Below are 15647 nucleotides of genomic sequence, written 5' to 3'. Positions count from 1 at the left end.
CTACGCCATCCTACGAACGTGCACTGGGTTACTGCGCACATCAATGTGAGGGTTCGAGCGAAGAAAGTTGGAGCAGCCGCCAACGCCCCTCCAGGAGGCCGAACGCAATCGTTGCGCCGGGGGACGAGCGGCATGGATGCCGCGAGAGGCGCGCCAGGCCATGGATGGCCCATCGCGCCGGCCCCCAGAGCAACGATGGAGTGAGGGAACCCCGGCGAAGCCGGGGCCGGATGATGGGGCAAGCCCTTTTGGTTCCTTTTAAGGCGATTGTTAAAAGGGACTCGCCCGGGGGGGCGAAATCAGAAGCACCAACAAAACTCGGCAATCAGCTGGGTCCAAATCTTCTAGCAACACTTAACGCAGACAGAGCCAATTCATTCGCCCATCGGTGCCATGCCGGCCCCCCCTGGTGGATGGAAAAAGCGTCATCCACCCCACAGGCGTGCACCCGCAAGGTCCGAGGCAGGGAAGGTTGTAGGGACGACTTCAGTCGCCCAGCGGTGCACAGCACCGCCGTAGGGTGGACCACGCTCCATCGGTCCACCAATCGGTGCCATGCCGGGCACCCCTGGTGGATGAAAAAAGCGTCATCCACCCTACAGGCGTGCACCCGCAAGATCCGAGACAGGGAAGGTTGTAGGGGCGACTTCAGTCGCCCAGCACCGCACAAGCGCTTCGCGAGCAGAGCTCGCTCCTACGGGCTGTGCCTCAACCCGTGGAATTCATTCGCGATGGGCCGACTCAGGCGTTGCGATGCAGCTCGGCCAACTTGGCAGCGGCCTCTTCGATGCGCGCCTTGAGCGCTTCGATCTCGTCGCGGCGTTCGGCGATCACCCGTTTCGCCGGGCACTGCCCCGTGAGGCCACGGGCGAGCACCACGCCGCCGGTGCCGGCGCGCAGCCAGCCCACCAGGCCACCCTGGCGCAGGCCGGTGCCGACCATCACCAAGCCACCGGCGATGCACAGGAAGCGTTCCCAGCCCTCGACGTTATGGGGGCGGGCAGCGTTTTCGCGGGACTGCGGTTCGAAAGCGACCATGGTGTTCTCCTGGCTCTATGGGGTTGTAGTAACGACTGGCCAGGTGCGTGCAGGGTTCAGAGTGCTGGACGAGCGGAGCGCGGCGCCGCCGGAAAGCGACGGCGCCGCACGGGTCACACGGGTTTGTGGCCGTGGTCGAGGCTCTGGTCCACCAGCCAGCGACCGTGGGCCAGGGACGCCCGCCGGGCGCTGTCTTCCTCGGCGAGGAAGGCGGAGTTGGCGGGCAGTGGGATACGCCGGGTGCGGCTGCCATCGGGCGCGGTGATGTGCAGCCCGCCGGCCCAGGGCGTGGGAATGCCCGGGTGCTCGATCAGGTGCGCGGTGATGATGTGATCGCGGTGGGTGAGCTGGTTGCTGCTGTTCATGGCTGTGCCTCCATTCGCGGGGCGGCCGCCTGGATGCAACGGCCGCTCCCTCGCAGGTGGATGCCCGACGGGCATGCGGACCTTCACCTTAGCGCAGGCCCGCCCCCTACCCGCCCGGCCCGACGAAACGCATCGCCACGGGGCGTGGAGAAAGCCTTCTCTCCACCCCGCCCCATGGGTAATCTCCCGCCACCACCCGCCGGAGTCACCATGGAACTGCACATCGTCATCAATGGCCGCAAGGACCTCGCCCAGCAGCTCTACCGCCAGTTGCGCGACGCCATCGAGGACGGCCGCCTCGCGAGCGGCGCCCGGCTGCCACCGAGCCGCCTGCTCGCCGAGCAACTGGGCATCTCGCGCAAGACGGTGGCCGACACCTACGCCCAGCTCACCTACGAGGACTACCTGGTGGGCCGCATCGGCAGCGGCACCTTCGTCAACGCCCGGGTGGCAACGCGGGTGCGCAGCCGCTTCGCCTCGGAACTGGCCGAAGCGGACGTCATCCGCCACTGGCAGGACGTCCCCATCCCCTTCCGCCACCCGACCCTGGAAGGCACCCTGCGCTACGACTTCATCGGCGGCGCCACCGCACGCAGCCAGTTCCCCCATGACGACTGGCGCCGCTGCACCCAGCACGCCCTGCGGCAGATGGCCTCCGCCCGAGGTTTCTACGGCCAGCCCGAGGGGGTGGAAGCCCTGCGCCAGGCCATCGCCCGGCACATCAGCTTCGCCCGTGGGGTGCGTTGCACGGGGGATGATGTGATCGTCTGCAGCGGCGCCCAGCAGGCCCTGGACCTGCTCGCCCGGGTCATGCTGCAACCCGGCAGCGTCGTCGCCATGGAAGACCCCGGCTACACCCCGGCGCGCCTGCTGTTCGGCATCCAGGGCGCCCAGGTGGCGAGCATCCCGGTGGACGCCGAAGGCATGCGCGTGGACGCCATCCCCGATGGCACGCGGCTGATCTACGTCACCCCCTCGCACCAGTTCCCCCTGGGCATGCCCATGAGCCCGGCACGACGCGAAGCGCTGCTGCAGCGGGCACGCGAGCTCGGCGCCATCGTCATCGAAGACGACTACGACAGCGAGTTCCGCTACGAAGGGCGCCCCACCGATTCCCTGCAAAGCATGGACGAGCACGGCGTGGTGGCCTATGTCGGCACCTTCTCCAAGACCCTGCTGCCGGAGCTGCGCCTGGGTTACGCCATCCTCCCCGGCGTACTGCTGGAGCCGCTGATCAAGGTCAAGCAGATCACAGACTGGCACAGCTCCACCCTGCCCCAATGGGCCCTGGCCAAGTTCATCGACGAAGGCTCGCTGCACAAGCACATCCGTCGCTGCCACGCCGTCTACAGCAGCCGGCGCGAACGCATCCTGGCGCGGGTGGCGGGGGATCTCGCGCCCTGGCTCGAAGCCGTGCCGGCGGTGGCCGGGGCGCACATGGCGCTGCTGTTCAAGGTGCCGATCGACCTGCCGCTGCTGATGGAACAGGCGCGCAAGGTCGAGGTGGGGCTCTACCCGCTGGCACCCTTCTATCACCAGCAAGCCCCCCAGGCCGGCCTGCTGCTGGGTTTCGGCGCCATCGAAACCCTGGATATCGACCCGGCCCTGGACCGCGTGCGCGACATCCTCCTGCGCATCGCCTGAAGCCCGCATGCTGTCAATGCGACAGCATTCGAGTCATCCCGACACTAGGTCGATATGACCGCACCCGCCTGCAGCCCAGTGACTGCGGGCGGCTGGCGCTGGCACGAAAACTGACAGGTAAAGGCAATTCCACTCGCTCACCGGAGGTGAGACATGCTTTTCGTCAGTGCCGGCCGCCACCAGCGGCTGCAACAGCAGAACCAGGCCCTCCTCGCCCGCCTCGACGCCGCAGAACACGAAGCCACGCAACTGCGTGATGCCCTCCAGGCCAGCCGCGACGACACCCGGCTGCAAACGGACCTCGCGTTCTACAAGGGCCTGGCCGGCAACCTGCTGAAATTCGGCCGCTCCATCGGCCATGTCGGCGACTCCTTCAGTTACCTCAACGCCCGCCTGGACGACAACCACCAGCGCGCCCAGGACGTCGCCAGCGCCGCCATCCACAACAAGCTCAAGTTCGGGGTGCTGCAGGAGCAATCCCAGCGCATGGAAAACGGCCTGGCCACCCTCAACCAGCGCATCTCGGAACTGGTGCAGCGCGCTGGCGAGATCGACCGCATCGTCGGCCTAATCGGCAGCATCGCCAGCCAGACCAACCTGCTGGCTCTCAACGCTGCCATCGAAGCGGCCCGCGCCGGCGAATCCGGTCGCGGCTTCGCCGTGGTCGCCGGGGAGATCCGTGACCTGGCCGAGAAAACCGCCAGCGCCACCCAGGACATCGTCCGCGAAACGGCGGACATCCAGGCGGTGATCCACACTGCCCAGGACGAGATCCGCCTCCATGTCGACAGCGCCAACCACTTCCACACCATGACCACCGAAGCCAGCAGCGCCATGCTCGACGTCCACGGCCAGGCCCAGCGCATGCACCACGAGATCGGCCAATCCTTCTTCCGCGCCGGCATCGAACTGGCCAACCTCGCCGAGCTCTCGCTCAAGGCCTCGGTCTACGACGCCATCCTCAGCGGCGAACCGGACGCCAGCACTCTGCCGACCGAGGAACAATGCCCCTTCGGCCGCTGGTACTACGGCAACGGCAACGCCGCGCTGCGCGGCAACCTCCAGTTCCGCCTGATCGAACGCCCCCACGAACAGGTTCACCACGCCGGCGCCGCCGCCATCGACGCCTTCGCCCAGGGCCGGCTCGACACCACCCTCGAGCAGCTGGCGCTGATGGAGGACTCCAACGTCGAGGTGATGGACATCGTCAAGAAGGTCCTGGCGGAGCATGAAAAGGGTTTGCAGGTACCGGCCCGCAGCTCGGCGGCGGCCCCCTTGCTGAGAGTTGTCGGCGCCGATTGACAGCCGCACAAGCCCCCCAGCACTATCGACGCCATGAACGCATCCGCACGCCGTACCGCCACCACCACTACCACCGCCATGTGCGGGGCGAGTGGGTGTGCGTAGCGGATAGCGCAAGGAACCCCAAAGGCCCCGCCAGCGATGGACGGGGCCTTTTCTTTTGCCCTGGCGGCGCTGGCATTCAAGGAGAAATGCCATGCACGACCCGCGCAAATCCGCCCTGCTGATCATCGACATGCAGGTGGCGCTCTATGAAGGACCCGACAAGCCCTGGCAGGGCGAGTTGCTGCTGACCCGGGTCAACCAGTTGATCGCCCGTGCCCGCGCTGCCGGTGCGCCGATCTTCGCCGCACGCTTCGCCGGGCCGGAAGGCTCGCCGGTGGCGCCAGGCAGCAAGGGCTGGGCACTGCACCCGCGCCTGGAGGTGGACCCTGCCCGCGACCGCATCTTCGACAAGAACCGCCCCAGCTGCTTCTCCGGCACCCGCCTGGACGACTGGCTGCGCGATGCCTCCATCGTCGAGCTGGTGGTCGTGGGCATGAAGACCCAGTACTGCATCGACAGCACCTGCCGCGCCGCCGCCGACCTGGGCTACCGCGTGGTGCTGGCGGAAGACGCCCACAGCTGCATGGACACCCCCGCGCTGGACGCCGCCGCGATCATCCGCCATCACAACCTGACATTGTCGGGGCCGTTTGCCAGGCTGATGAAGACCGATGAGGTGCGCTTCTAAGGAAAGCTGAAGCGACTGCGGGCGATGATTACAGAGGCGACTGTAGGGGCGACTGTAGGGTGGGCCGGGCGGCGCTCCGCTTCAGCCCACCAGCCCCACGCAGAAGCTTCGCGAGCAGAGCTCGCTCCTACGAGGCCGGCGTGGAGCGTGCAGAGTCACCCCAACAACGACGCCACCGTGCGCTCGCCCAGGGCCGGGCCGATGCTCATGCCGAGGCCGGTGTGCATCAGCACGGCGGTGACGCCGGGGATGGCCTTGAGCACCGAGAACGGGCCGGGGCCACGGGCGCCGTAGACGCCCTGCCAGCGCTCGAGCACCTGCAGGCGGGTGCCGAGGGTGTGTTCGGCGAGGTCGAGCATCAGGTTGTCCACGGCTTCGGCGTTGAAGGGCGAGGCGTCGCGGCCGTAGTCGTGGGAGTCGCCGATGATCAGCTCGCCATAGGGCGTGGGGCTGACCAGCAGGTGGATGCCGTGCTGCTCCAGCTCGGGCGTGTGCTGCTCGATCTGGCCACGGATGGCCTCGGCTTCCGGCAGGTCGGAGAAGGCGCCGTAATGCACGCAGCTGAGGCCGGTGAGCACGGCGTGCTGCAGGCCGATGTCCACCGCCGGGCGTGCGCGAAGCATCTGCAGGCGGCAGACGCTGGGCTGCAGCGGGGCGATCTGCTCGGCCAGCAGGGTCAGGTAGTCGTGGCCGGAGCAGACGATGATCTGCTCGGCGCGGCAGCTGCCGGCGCTGGTGTGCACGCGGTTCTGCTCGACGTCGCGCACCAGGGTGGAGAAATGGAAGGTCACGCCCAGTTCGTCGCGCAGGTAGTTCACCAGCGCCGGGATGGCTTCGCGGGAATACAGCTGCTGGTCGTCCAGGCCGTGCAGGGCCACGCGGTGGTGGCTGAACTGGCCCTGGTAAAGGTCGTGCAGGCGCTCGCCACGCAACAGTTCGACACGGTAGCCGTGCTCGATGGCGCGGGTAGCGCAGAAGGCCTCCAGCAGTTCCTCTTCCGCTTCAGTGCGGGCGAATAGCAGGGAGCCGTTGCGGCGGATATGGAAGCCGGCCACCTCAGCCAGCTCGGCCCAGAGGGTCCGCGCCTCACGGGCCAGGGCGAACATGGGGCCGGGGGCCTGGCCGGTGATCAGGGCCTGGCCGAAGTTGCGCACCGAGGCGCCCAGGGGCCGGTCGCTGCGTTCGAACACGCTGACCTTGAGGCCGCGCCGGGCGGCGGCATAGGCGTGGGACAGGCCGAGGATGCCGGCGCCGACGATGGCGATATCGGTGTCTTGGATGGGCATGGAGTTCTCCAGGAAAACAGGGCCGCCCCTGCCCTCCCCACAACCCTCTCCCCGCAGGGAGAAGGTGTGGAGCGGGTGGGAGCGGAGGTCGGGCTTGTTACTGCGGCAATTTCTCGGACTTACCGTCGTAACGCTTGCGCCACTCGGCCAGGATGCTGTCGCGGTTCTTCGACGCCCAGGCGAAGTCGTTCTTGATCAGGCGCTGCTCGTAGTCGGCAGGCAGTTCGGTCTGCGGCTTGGCGATGCCGGGCTGGGCGAGAACGGCGAAGTTCTCCTTGTACAGCTCCATGGCGGCGGGACTGGCGGAGAAGTCGGCGAGTTTCTTGGCGGCCTCAGCGTGCTGGGTGCCCTTGATCACGCCGGTGGCTTCGATTTCCCAGCCCAGGCCTTCCTTCGGCAGGACGATGTCCAGCGGCGCGCCCTGGCGCTTCAGCTGCACGGCCGGGTATTCGAAGGAGATGCCGATGGGGAACTCGCCGGCAGCGGCCAGCTTGCACGGCTTGGAGCCGGAATGGACGTACTGGCCGATGTTCTGGTGCAGGTCATCCATGTACTGCCAGCCCTGCTTCTCGCCGAAGGTCTGCAGCCAGGCGCTGACGTCGAGGAAGCCGGTGCCCGAGGACGCCGGGTTCGGCATCACGATCTTGCCCTTGTATTCCGGCTTGGTCAGGTCCTGCCAGCTCACCGGTTTTTCCAGGCCCAGCTTCTCGGCTTCGACGGTGTTGAAGCAGATGGTGGCGGCCCACACGTCCATGCCCACCCAGGCCGGCGGGTTGGCGGCGTCGCGGTAGTTGGCGCCGATGGCGTCCAGGTGCTTGGGCGCGTACTTCTCCAGCATGCCCTGCGCATCGAGGATGGCCAGGCTGGAAGCAGCCAGGCCCCAAACGGCGTCAGCCTGGGGGCGTTCTTTTTCGGCCAGCAGCTTGGCGGTGATGATGCCGGTGGAATCACGCACCCACTTGATCTCGATATCCGGGTTTTCCTTCTCGAACGCCTTCTTGTAGGCACTCAGCTGCTCGGCTTCCAGAGCGGTGTAGACGGTCAGCTCGGTGGCGGCCTGGGCCTGCAGGGAGAACCCGGCGACGACGGCGGCAGCGAGGGCGAGACGCTTGAACATGTGGAGCTCCTTGGTTGGTGTGCTGGGGTCAGGTTTGGCTTGCTGTGGTTATGCGTTGGCGGGGGTTTCGCCCTGCGCCAGGCGTGCGTTGATCAGGTCGATCACGCCCGGCAGGTCGGCGATGGTGTCGATCAGGTAGTGCGGGCGGCTCGACGCGAACAGCGCGTCGATGCGAGCGCGCTCCTCGGCCAGGCGCGCGGCCGGCAGGGCCTGGTAGGCGTCGAAATCCAGGCCGAGGAAGTTGCCGGAGAAGCGCAACGCCACGGTCCACATGCCGGCGCTGCGGCCTTCGAGGATGCCCGGCTCGGTGTCGTCCACCTTCACGCAGGCGGCGACGTCGTCCAGCCCCAGGGCGATGACGTTGGCCAGCGCCTGGGCCGGGCTCGGGCGGCCCTTGGGTACTTCGTCGGTGGCGACCACGTGGTCCGGGCGGTAGCCGGCTTCGGCGGCCAGTTCCACCACCTTGTCCATCACCACCTTGGGGTAGCCGGAGCAGGTGCCGATCTTCAGGCCCCTGGCGCGCAGGGCGGCGATGGCCTCCAGAGCGCCGGGGATCAGCGCCGAGTGCTCGCCGACCTTGGCGATCTGCAGGGGCATGAAGCGCTCGTAGAGTGCGGTCACGTCCTCGTCCGTCGGCAGGTGGCCGAAGCGGCGTTCGAAGCGTGCGGCGATGGCCGGCACGTCGCACAGGGTGCGGATGTGGTCCCACTTGCCCATGCCCATCGGGCCGCGCGCCTCCTCGAGGCTGATCTCCACATCGAAGCTGGCGAAGGCCTCGACGAAGATCCGCGTCGGCGCGAAGGAGCCGAAGTCGACCACGGTGCCGGCCCAGTCGAGGATGGCGGCCTGCAGGTAGGTGGGGGTCTGGTAATGCATGGTGTTCTCCGTGGATCAGTGGCCGGGCGCGGTCTGGCGCCAGGCCTGGGAGCGGCGCAGCAATCCGCGCGAGGCCCCGGCCAGCAGCAGCGAGACAGCGGCCGAGGTGAGCAGGATCAGGGTGGACATGGCAGCCGCGCCGCCGACGTTGCCGGCGTCGTCCATGTTCAGCACGGCGACGGCGGCGAGCACGCTGTCCGGGCTGTAGAGGAAGATCGCGGCGGACACGGTGGTCATGGCCGAAACGAACAGGTAGCGGACGATGTCCAGCAGCGCCGGCAGGCAGATGGGCAGCGTCACCTTCAGGTAGTGGCGGTACAGGGGCATCTTCAGCGACAGGGCGGCGGCTTCGAACTCGCCGTCCAGCTGACGCAGCGCGGTGGTGGCGGTCATCTGCGCGGTGGTGAGGAAGTGCGCGATGGAGCAGACCACCAGCAGCGTCATGCTGCCGTAGAGGCCGTGCAGCGGGTTGGCCGGCAGGTTGAAGAAGAAGACGTAGCCGAGGCCGAGCACCAGCCCGGGCACCGCCATGGGCACGAAGCTGAGCATGCGCAGCAGCGCGTTGAGGCCGGCCTGGCCGCGGGTCTTCTCCATCAGGTAGGCGCCGGTGAAGATCAGCGCGCCGCCGAACAGCGCGGTGCAGCTGGCCATGGTCAGGCTGTTGCGATAGGCCAGCCAGCCGCCACCGGCGCTCTCTTCGAAGGCGTAGTGACGCAGGGACAGCGACAGGTTGTAGGGCCAGAACTTCACCAGCGACGAGTACACCGCCATGCCCAGCACCGCCAGCAGGGCGAGGCAGACCAGCAGCACCAGGGCCAGGAAGCAGGCGTCGCGCAGCCGCGAGGGTTTCGGGTGGTAGACCTGGGCGCGACCGCTCATGGAGTCGCCCTGGCCGCGGCGCAGCCAGGCATCGACGCCGAAGCTGAGCAGCGCCGGCAGCAGCAGGATCATGCCGATCAGCGCGCCCCGGCCGAATTGCTGCTGGCCGACCACGGCCTTGTAGGCCTCAAGCGCCAGCACCTGGTAGTCGCCGCCCACCACCACCGGCACGCCGAAGTCGGTGATGCACAGGGTGAACACCAGGCAGAAGGCGGCGAACACGCCCTGGCGGGTGGCCGGCCAGGTGATGCTGCGGAAGGCCTTCCAGGGCCCGGCGCCCATGCTGGAGGCGGCGTCGAACAGGCGCGCATCGGCCAGGGACAGCGCCGACAGCAGGATCATCAGCGCATGGGGAAAGGTGTAGATGGCCTGCCCGAGGACGATGCCCCAGAAGCCGTAGATGTTGTCCGGCAACAAGCCGCGCAGCAGGCCCTGGTTGCCGAACAGGTAGATCAACGCGATGCCCGGCAGCATCGACGGCGCCAGCAGCGGCAGCAGGGAAATGCCCCGCCACAGGCCCTTGGCCGGAATCAGCGTGCGTTGCAGCGCATAGGCGAACAGGTAAGCCAGCGGCACCACGATGGCGGCGACGCTGAGGGACACCTTCAGGCTGTTGCCCAGCAGCCAGTGGAAGTTGACGCTGGCCAGCAGCTCACGTGCCGCCACCAGGCCACCGCCCTGCCCGGCTTCACCGCTGAAGCCGCGCCAGAAGATGGCCGCCAGGGGCAGCAGCACGGCAAAGGTCAGCAGCACCAGGAGCAGCAGCTTGCCGCCCACCACGAACAGGCTGTCACCCAGGTCGCTGCGTGCGGCCCGCACTGGAGCGGTCTTGAGCGATGCCGGCATTTCCATCACCCGCGCCATCTCAGGCGAACACCTGCAGGCTGCGCGACGGCAAGGCCACCCAGATATCGGCACCGCCCAGGCGCGGCAGCAGCGCCGGGTCCAGTTCCGCCAGCAGCGGATGGCCGGGCAGCTGTTCCAGCTCGAAGCTCAGGCGGCAGCGGTTGCCGAGGAAGGTGATTTCGCGCACCTGGGCGCGGAAGCGGTTGTCGTCGCCCTGTTGCGGGTCGATGGCGATGGCTTCGGGGCGGCAGAACAGGCGGCCCTGCTCGGCACCCCCTGCGGCTTCCGGCAGGCGCAGGCTCAGCTCGCCGACTCGCGCGTGGCCATCCTGGCGCCCCTGGAACGGCAGCCAGTTGCCCTGGCCGACGAACTCGGCGACGAAGGGCGTGGCCGGGCTTTCGTAAATTTCGCGCGGGGTGCCGTATTGCTCGACGCGGCCCTGGTTGATCACCGCGATGCGGTCGGCCATGAGCATGGCCTCGTCCTGGTTGTGGGTGACCATCAGGGTGGTGATGCCCAGGCTCTTCTGCAGCTGGCGCAACTCGGTGCACAGGTGCTCGCGAACGCGGGCGTCCAGGGCCGACATGGGCTCGTCCAGCAACAACAGCGATGGCGACGGCGCCAGGGCACGGGCCAGGGCCACGCGCTGCTGCTGGCCGCCGGACAGCTGGCCGGGGAATTTCTTCTCGCTGCCGGCAAGGCCCACCAGCTCCAGCATCTCCGCCACCCGCTGGCGGGCTTCGTCGCGGCTGGCACCGGCCAGGCCGTAGGCGATGTTCTGCTGCACGCTAAGGTTGGGGAACAGCGCGTAGGACTGGAAAAGAATGCCGTAGTCACGGGCCTGGGGCGGCAGGGTGGAAATGTCGCGCGGGCCGATGTGCAGGCTGCCGCTGTCCTGGCGCTCCAGCCCGGCGATGCAGCGCAGCAAGGTGGTCTTGCCACAGCCGGAAGGCCCCAGCAGGCACACCAGTTCGCCCTCGGCGATATCCAGCGACACCCCATCCAGGGCGGTGAAGCTGCCGAAGCGCTTGTGGATGTCGCGGACCTGAAGATGGGCGGCGTGATGCATGACATGACCTCGTAGAACGGTGGGCGTAACGCAGGAAGCGCGGTACGACTCGACGAGGCTGATGCTAGGGAGGCAATGCGAAATCTATGTGGCGATAACCCCAAGCCCACCGATAGTGGCATTGGTGGATTTGGTATAGGCCAGGTGAGAGAGCTGGAAGCCGAGAGCCTGAAGGTGGAAGGCGGCAGCGCTGGAGAGAGCGCCGTTTTGAGCAAGTCGCGCTGCGGCATGCGGCTATTTGCAACTGCCAAGATTTGCCGGCAGGAGCGAGCGGGTGAACACACGGCCCCCTGCGGCACCCCACTCATCCCGTCGAGCCTTTGCTCGAACGTCTCCGATGGAGCCGATGACTCCATGCCCTGGGACGTGATGCCCCAGGTACAGATGCAGCCGGCGCCCTGATCCGGGCGCCGGACTGCCGGCGTCAGAGCCGGTTGAGGCTGACGTTGTCCAGGTACAGCGACTGGTCGGCACGGGTGCTGAGCACCAACAGCTCCATGCGCCGGTAGGTCCCGGCCGGCACCTGGAAGCTCTGCTGCAGCTTGCCCCAGGCGCCGCCTTTGGTATTGACCACACCCAGGGACAGCAACCGGCCGTTGCCGGCGGTGTCTTCCAGGTAGAGGTAGGCATAGGCCAGCGCGGCCACGCTGGCGGTGCGGCTCACCATCACGTCGGCGGCGAAGCGGTAGGACAGCCCCGGCTGCACTTTGCCGGCCAGGAGCAGGCTGGCGCCGGTGCCGTCGGCCTTGCGGGCGTAGACCTCCAGGGACTTGCCGGTGGTTGCCAGGGCGGTCAGCCGGGTGCTGCCGTAGAAGCCCGTCCACTCGCCGATGGCACTGTCGAAGTTCCAGCCAAAAGCGGCCGCGGTCGTCGGGGTGATGGGCTTGGCGGGGGTCACTTCGCTGAGTTCCACCTCATCCAGCAGCACGGCCAGGCGGTTGACGCTGACCAGGCCCAGGTAGGTGTTGCGGATGACGCTGGCCGGCGGCTGGTAGACGAAGGTCATGTCGATGGGGGTGAACTCGCTGCTGGTCACCGACTTGATCACACCGTTGGCCGTGCTGTAGCTGATGCCGGCATTCTCTTCGTGGAGCATGCCCAGGTAGACGTTGCCGCGCACATTGGTGCCCTTGAGCATCACCTTGGCCTTGAGCCGGTAGGTGGCGCCGACCTTCAGTGCGCCCACCGAGGTGGCCAGCACATCGTCGCGGCCGGCCGGCAGCTCGAACTGCAGGGCGTCGTCACGGCAGGTCTTGCCGACGTTGAGGGTGCTGAGCTTGGCCAGGTTGAGCAGTGCCTTCCAGCCGTCCAGGGTGCGGAATTCACCGTTGGTCACCAGGCCCTTGAGGGCCGGCTTGTTGCACCAGGCCGGGGTCGGCGTGGTGGGCGGCGTCGTCGGTGGCGTGGTCGGGGTGGTCGGTGTGGTGGGGGTCGTGGGCGTCGAGGTCGGGTTGACCGTCTCGGGCACCTTGGTCGGGCGCAGGGCGGCGATCTGCGCGGCCATGTCGTTCAACGCGCGGGCGGCGTCGGCGAAGCTGGCACGGCCGCAGGCCTGGTTGGCGCAGGTGGTATCGACCACGGTAGGCGTGGAGAACAGCGGGGCCTGCACGGACGCGTTGAACACCTGGGGGTAGGCCATGATGGTGGAGAAGCGCCCCTGCACGCCGTAGCCACGGCCCCACTCGTAGGTGCCCTGATGGATGCCACGGGCCAGGTAGGTGTAGTAGCCCTCGGTCTGGTCCTGCTCATAGGAGTGGCGCAGGCCCATGTTGTGGCCGATCTCGTGGGCCATGGTGCTGAGGCTGCAGTCCACCCCGGTGATGCCGTAGGCACTGGCCCAGGCACCGTTCTGGAAGGTGCCGCTGTTCTTCGGTCCGGAGAGCACGTAGCCGATGCCGCACACGCCATAGCCCTGCCCTACCTGGGTGCGGCTGATCAGCTGCACCACGTCGGCGCCATAGGTCTCGCGCAGCTGCTGCACGCGGCTGTCGGCGGCGAAGGCGGAAAGGTCCTTGTCGGAGATGGTCGGGTAGCTGGCCCAGGTGAGCGGCTGGGCGTTGACCAGGCGCAGGCGCAGGTTGACGTTGCTTTTCTGGTAGGCGTTGTTGGCGAATTCGATGTAGCTGGCGATGCGGGCGTTGATGTCCCGCCCGTTTGGCAGCGCCTGGGCGTCCTTGGTGTAGAGCACCAGGATGTCGACGGTGCGCGGTTCGGTGGTGGCAGCTTGGGTGAAGGGGGCCAGCAGGAGCAGGGCCAGGCAGGCGAGCAGTTTCTTCATGGTCATCGTTCCTGTAGCGCTCAGCCGCGGGTCGGCGGCGGGAGGGGCTGCAACGGCGTGGAATCGGGGGTCACGAGGGCGTCCGGGGTGGCACGCATCAGCAACTGGTTCTGGTCGGTCACCAGGGTGCTGCCGGTGGCGTTGTCCACCACCATGGACAGGGTCTGATCGCGGGTGGCGAGGGTGATGTGGGTCTCCAGCTGGCCCTTCACCACGGTGAGGGTGTCTTCAGGCTGGCCACCCTCCACCGCGCCGCTCCAGACGGCAGCGCCGCCGGTGTTGTGGGTTTCGTCCAGCGTGGCGCGCAGCGGTGCCTGGCGGCCGGGCACACCCAGCTGCAGGGTCTTGCCGACGGCCAGTTCGCCCAGGGAGGTGGTCGCCACCTGGGTGCGGTAAAGGGTCATCTCCTGCTGCTGCTCGGGCACCAGGGAGTGGCTGTCCCAGAGTTCGACCAGGGTGTCGGCGGGGGCGTCCACCACCGGCACCGGGGCGACGTGGGGTGCCGGCACCACGTTCACGGCGGCTGGCATCGGGCTGGCCGCCACCGGAGCGCCCGCCATGGCCGAGGCGACAGGCAACGGAGCTGCCAGGGGTGTCGGTGATGGGGTGTGCTGGGTGACGGCCGGGACCGCTGGGGTGTCGCGCAGGAGGACGGCGAAGGTGACACCTGATGTGACCAGGGCAACCGCCAGGTAGAGGAGCGTACGGGGCATGACCATCTTCCCATGTTTCACCCGGCACAACCGGGTGGCAGCGAAACCACGGAAGAGCATCCCTGACGAACCGTGGAACAGGTTCGACCGTTGCGAGGGGTAACGGCCAGTTGTTCGATTTATTGACGCCAGAAAATTGATATCACAGTGCCTGCATGGGGCATAAATACGCTTTCGCTATTAGCCAGGCGCCGGATCACACCATTGCGCTGCTGTGCTGCCTGACGTCGATATTCGGGAGCGTGGGAACGTTGAGCGGCATAAATAAAGTTGAACGCGTTCAACTTCCGCAAGTGAACCAGCCGCCACCTTAACCCGCTACTCAATGGCCGTCGGAATAATTGGGATTTCTCGCACATTGCTGGTTTGACAGCCCCGGCGCCAATCGTGGGTAATTGCGAAATCCGGCGACATCCCGCAGCAAACAGCTGATAACCCGTCGCCATCACCGATGTAATTGTTCGACAAAATCCTTTGATTACAAACCGTTGCGAAACAGCTCCACTTATTGCGCCTGACTTTTTCACTGTGTTCGTTAGTTGAACTTGCGCAACTTAATACGCTGGCAATCTGATAGTAGAAAACACACTTTTCAATTCAAACCGACGTCACGCGTTTGAATAAGGAGTGCCCACCTGATCGGGGCGCTACTTCACTAACTCGACTGAACAGCCCCTGGCCTCGTCATTGAGTTCAATGGCCAGCCTGCCTGCTCGTCGACTGAACCCGCCTACGCATCACGGACGTGCCCAGGCGGATCACCACTACCCGGCCCAGGCCGGGTGCATGAAAGGAGAACCCATGCGGAAAATCTGGCTCTACCCGGCCGTCGCCCTGGTGACGGCCGGCACGACGCTCGCCGTCCTGCTGCAGGACACCCCCGCGCAGAGTGGGCAGGCGCCCGTCGCCTCGGCCCCGACCGGCGCGGGCAGCGTGTCCCTCCCGTCCTTGCCTGGCACAGCCGGGGCACAGGCTGCGGTCCAGACCAGCGGCCAGGCCACGGCAAATCCATCGTCCGCTGCAGCGCCGGACAGCGCCTCCGACGCGCCCCTGGCCCTGTGGACGGCTGATTCCCTGCAGGCCGCCGAGCAGGACGGGTTGGCCGTGTACCGCACCCAGGTCGCCCCCGAGCTGCTGGGCACCTTCGCCGTGGGCCGCACCCTGGAACTGGGTGTGCCGGGCCAGCAGGAGCCGCTGCGCGCCACGCTGGAGCAAACTCATAACACCGGCACCACCGCCGTGTGGACCGGCGCGGTGGAAGGCGGCAGCGACGCCGACACCCTGACCGTGGTCAAGGGCCGCCTGGAGACCCACATCACCCTCGCCACCACCGAGCAGACCCTGTCCTTCGTGGTGGACAACGCCACCGGCGCCACCCAGGTGACGGACCAGAACGAGCTGCTGATGCGTGCCACGCCGGACCCGATCATCACCCCCGACGCCAAGCAACTGCCGCCCCTGCCGCCGCCCGCCCAAGGCTGATCCCACAAGGAACGTCCCA

Annotated in this window: 13 protein-coding genes and 1 pseudogene; 5 read left to right on the top strand and 9 right to left on the bottom strand. The window is 67.2% G+C overall.

Annotation, left to right across the window (positions count from 1 at the left end):
* Positions 1-741: 741 nt before the first annotated feature.
* On the bottom strand, positions 742-1038 hold the full coding sequence (locus ACXI0U_RS08885; protein ID WP_021221848.1) for a YgaP family membrane protein: 297 nt from the start codon (positions 1036-1038) through the stop codon (positions 742-744).
* A 113-nt stretch (positions 1039-1151) separates the two neighbouring features.
* Positions 1152-1403, bottom strand: a complete 252-nt coding sequence (locus ACXI0U_RS08880) for a hypothetical protein (protein WP_021221847.1) — start codon at positions 1401-1403, stop codon at positions 1152-1154.
* Positions 1404-1613: 210 nt separating this feature from the next.
* Here ACXI0U_RS08880 and pdxR point away from each other — a divergent pair, with 210 nt between their 5' ends.
* From pdxR to ACXI0U_RS08860, 4 genes and pseudogenes are all read left to right on the top strand, one after another.
* A complete protein-coding gene (pdxR, locus tag ACXI0U_RS08875) occupies positions 1614-3047 on the top strand; it encodes a MocR-like pyridoxine biosynthesis transcription factor PdxR (RefSeq protein ID WP_479550068.1) in 1434 nt (477 codons plus the stop codon).
* A 153-nt stretch (positions 3048-3200) separates the two neighbouring features.
* A pseudogene (locus ACXI0U_RS08870) lies at positions 3201-3869 on the top strand (methyl-accepting chemotaxis protein); the annotation flags it as partial.
* Positions 3858-4349 (top strand): CZB domain-containing protein, encoded by a 492-nt coding sequence (locus ACXI0U_RS08865; protein ID WP_434086330.1) that lies wholly within the window; start codon positions 3858-3860, stop codon positions 4347-4349. The pseudogene ACXI0U_RS08870 and the gene ACXI0U_RS08865, both read left to right, overlap by 12 nt.
* A gap of 196 nt (positions 4350-4545) precedes the next feature.
* Positions 4546-5082: a cysteine hydrolase family protein gene (locus ACXI0U_RS08860; protein WP_431484461.1), complete on the top strand. Its 537-nt coding sequence runs from the start codon at positions 4546-4548 to the stop codon at positions 5080-5082.
* A 155-nt stretch (positions 5083-5237) separates the two neighbouring features.
* Here ACXI0U_RS08860 and ACXI0U_RS08855 read toward each other — a convergent pair whose 3' ends face one another.
* From ACXI0U_RS08855 to bamI (ACXI0U_RS08825), 7 genes are all read right to left on the bottom strand, one after another.
* A complete protein-coding gene (locus ACXI0U_RS08855) occupies positions 5238-6368 on the bottom strand; it encodes a TIGR03364 family FAD-dependent oxidoreductase (RefSeq protein ID WP_350448676.1) in 1131 nt (376 codons plus the stop codon).
* Between the two features lie 97 nt (positions 6369-6465).
* Positions 6466-7485, bottom strand: a complete 1020-nt coding sequence (locus ACXI0U_RS08850; protein WP_431484462.1) for a putative 2-aminoethylphosphonate ABC transporter substrate-binding protein — start codon at positions 7483-7485, stop codon at positions 6466-6468.
* A 48-nt stretch (positions 7486-7533) separates the two neighbouring features.
* Positions 7534-8361 carry a phosphonoacetaldehyde hydrolase gene (gene phnX, locus ACXI0U_RS08845; protein WP_431484463.1) on the bottom strand — a complete coding sequence of 276 codons (828 nt, stop codon included), beginning with the start codon at positions 8359-8361 and terminating at the stop codon, positions 7534-7536.
* Positions 8362-8376: 15 nt separating this feature from the next.
* Positions 8377-10092: a putative 2-aminoethylphosphonate ABC transporter permease subunit gene (locus ACXI0U_RS08840; RefSeq protein WP_431484464.1), complete on the bottom strand. Its 1716-nt coding sequence runs from the start codon at positions 10090-10092 to the stop codon at positions 8377-8379.
* A gap of 13 nt (positions 10093-10105) precedes the next feature.
* Positions 10106-11155 carry a putative 2-aminoethylphosphonate ABC transporter ATP-binding protein gene (locus ACXI0U_RS08835; protein WP_316925081.1) on the bottom strand — a complete coding sequence of 350 codons (1050 nt, stop codon included), beginning with the start codon at positions 11153-11155 and terminating at the stop codon, positions 10106-10108.
* Between the two features lie 424 nt (positions 11156-11579).
* Positions 11580-13433, bottom strand: a complete 1854-nt coding sequence (gene mep72, locus ACXI0U_RS08830) for a biofilm-associated metzincin protease Mep72 (RefSeq protein ID WP_479550067.1) — start codon at positions 13431-13433, stop codon at positions 11580-11582.
* Between the two features lie 20 nt (positions 13434-13453).
* Positions 13454-14146, bottom strand: a complete 693-nt coding sequence (gene bamI, locus ACXI0U_RS08825; RefSeq protein WP_435635744.1) for a biofilm-associated metzincin protease inhibitor BamI — start codon at positions 14144-14146, stop codon at positions 13454-13456.
* Positions 14147-14947: 801 nt separating this feature from the next.
* On the opposite strand from bamI (ACXI0U_RS08825), the gene bamI (ACXI0U_RS08820) reads away from it, so the two are divergent.
* Positions 14948-15628, top strand: coding sequence for a biofilm-associated metzincin protease inhibitor BamI (gene bamI, locus ACXI0U_RS08820; protein WP_423728329.1), 681 nt, complete (start codon positions 14948-14950; stop codon positions 15626-15628).
* Positions 15629-15647 lie beyond the last annotated feature (19 nt).

This window comes from Pseudomonas sp. C9D1, assembly GCF_056491235.1.
Note: the sequence above shows the minus strand (reverse complement) of the source record. Positions and strands in the feature narration are given on the sequence as shown.

What these genes read in the sequence shown, in the direction of transcription:
- ACXI0U_RS08885 (WP_021221848.1), bottom strand. Translation starts at nt 1,038, where the DNA reads ATGGTCGCTTTCGAACCGCAGTCCCGCGAAAACGCTGCCCGCCCCCAT.
- ACXI0U_RS08880 (WP_021221847.1), bottom strand. Translation starts at nt 1,403, where the DNA reads ATGAACAGCAGCAACCAGCTCACCCACCGCGATCACATCATCACCGCG.
- pdxR (WP_479550068.1), top strand. Translation starts at nt 1,614, where the DNA reads ATGGAACTGCACATCGTCATCAATGGCCGCAAGGACCTCGCCCAGCAG.
- ACXI0U_RS08865 (WP_434086330.1), top strand. Translation starts at nt 3,858, where the DNA reads ATGACCACCGAAGCCAGCAGCGCCATGCTCGACGTCCACGGCCAGGCC.
- ACXI0U_RS08860 (WP_431484461.1), top strand. Translation starts at nt 4,546, where the DNA reads ATGCACGACCCGCGCAAATCCGCCCTGCTGATCATCGACATGCAGGTG.
- ACXI0U_RS08855 (WP_350448676.1), bottom strand. Translation starts at nt 6,368, where the DNA reads ATGCCCATCCAAGACACCGATATCGCCATCGTCGGCGCCGGCATCCTC.
- ACXI0U_RS08850 (WP_431484462.1), bottom strand. Translation starts at nt 7,485, where the DNA reads ATGTTCAAGCGTCTCGCCCTCGCTGCCGCCGTCGTCGCCGGGTTCTCC.
- phnX (WP_431484463.1), bottom strand. Translation starts at nt 8,361, where the DNA reads ATGCATTACCAGACCCCCACCTACCTGCAGGCCGCCATCCTCGACTGG.
- ACXI0U_RS08840 (WP_431484464.1), bottom strand. Translation starts at nt 10,092, where the DNA reads ATGGAAATGCCGGCATCGCTCAAGACCGCTCCAGTGCGGGCCGCACGC.
- ACXI0U_RS08835 (WP_316925081.1), bottom strand. Translation starts at nt 11,155, where the DNA reads ATGCATCACGCCGCCCATCTTCAGGTCCGCGACATCCACAAGCGCTTC.
- mep72 (WP_479550067.1), bottom strand. Translation starts at nt 13,433, where the DNA reads ATGAAGAAACTGCTCGCCTGCCTGGCCCTGCTCCTGCTGGCCCCCTTC.
- bamI (WP_435635744.1), bottom strand. Translation starts at nt 14,146, where the DNA reads ATGCCCCGTACGCTCCTCTACCTGGCGGTTGCCCTGGTCACATCAGGT.
- bamI (WP_423728329.1), top strand. Translation starts at nt 14,948, where the DNA reads ATGCGGAAAATCTGGCTCTACCCGGCCGTCGCCCTGGTGACGGCCGGC.